Source organism: Mesobacillus sp., from assembly GCF_049588175.1.
In the GTDB taxonomy this organism is placed as follows: domain Bacteria; phylum Bacillota; class Bacilli; order Bacillales; family Cytobacillaceae; genus Mesobacillus.
On record NZ_JBAVFI010000671.1, the window covers coordinates 1 to 1,562 of the forward strand.

Sequence of the window (1,562 nt, forward strand, 5' to 3'; positions counted from 1 at the left end):
TCTTGCGTCCAAAGTGAGAAGGCTCAAGCATTTTTTCATACTCTGGCAATGTCATCTTTGGAGCAGTTTCTTTTACTTCCTTAACCCATTTATCAAACTCATCTTGTGTTTGAGACAAGACTTCAAACTCCATTCCAGCATATCCTTGCCCATTGAAGTTCGTATTTCGTCCAACATAAGAGCCAGGATTGTCAGCTAGAAGATAAAGCTGTGTCTCAGCATGTGCCATAGTGTATTTCTGGCCGCCAAGAGCAGGGACCCAGAAGCTTTGCATGGTTCCAGCTGAGGTTAGCTTGAAATCAACAGGACGGTCTTCAGGGATATTAACGTAGTTAACCGTCTCAATTCCTTGCTCAGGATAACTGAAAATCCATTTCCAGTCAGCTGAAGTCACTTTAATGACAAGAGGTTCTTTGTCTTCATAGCCTTTAGGTACTTCATCTATTGCATAAATCGTTTTTACCGTCGGGATGGTCAAAGCGACGATAATAAGAATTGGGATAACAGTCCAAATAATTTCCAATACAGTGCTGCCATGTTCTTCAGGCGGCTCATATCCCATATTGTCTTTGCGTTCACGGTATTTCCATACAATGAACCCGAAGAGGCCGAATACGACAACCGTAACTAATAGCATCAATGCAATTGAAAAGTTAATTAAATCGAGAATTTGCCTTGCGATCGGTCCTTCTGGATTGAACACGACCATATTATTCTCACAGCCGCTCAATAACAGTACTGTGATTATTGAGGTGAGTGAGAGCAATAAAAGTTTTGATTTCTTCATCACTGACTGCAGCTCCTTTCAGATAAAACCTTGTTCATTATATCACATACTTTTGCTCATTCGTTCACAAAGATTTCGAAACTATCCCTGATAAAGCCGGTAAGTTGTGGCAAAAGGTGTGATAAAAATCACAGCGGTATGCTTATAACAATGATTCTAACATAGAAATTTGTACACCTTACTAGGTAATTGTGAACAAAATATGAAAACATTTAATGGTATTCCTGTGAAATGTTTGTGAAGGGGATTGACGCCAAAAACTCAGGGTCCCAGTTCAAGAAGCCCTGAGTTTAGGCAGAGGTTACTATTTTAAGATATCTTGTTCCATATTATTTACGATTTTAAAGGTGGAAGAAATTTTTGTTTATTAAGCAGATATGGACACATTTTATTTTAGAACCCGAAGCTAGGTTTCATCTTCAATAAGCTAACGTTTCTCGGACATATTTCTCTTGTTATTCTTCATTGTTGCTTTTCGTGTAAGTATGACAATTACTAGACGGAGAATATCCGGCTATTGTATATAGAGAATACTTAATAAGCAGATATAAGCGGAGATATTCCGATAAACTACTCTAAACAAGACAAAATCCAAAGATTTGGATAATATAAACGGAAAAACTTCCTTTATTCTCAAGGGAATAAGGCTATTTCTAAATTTAAAAGGAATTTTTCCTTTTATTTTTCAAACACACTGAAATCAACATTCAGTTATAACAAAGCCTAAAAAGCAAAAAACACACAGTCGAGTTAAACACAGGCCCAAAATTTAAAC

The 1,562-nt window shown here is 37.1% G+C and carries 1 protein-coding gene; it reads right to left on the minus strand.

All coding sequences use genetic code 11. The features are described 5' to 3' along the window. The coding region (gene qoxA / locus WB217_RS16370) for a cytochrome aa3 quinol oxidase subunit II (protein ID WP_423994332.1) at nucleotides 1-787 on the minus strand (787 nt) is incomplete at its 3' end. Between the last annotated feature and the right edge of the window lie 775 nt (nucleotides 788-1,562).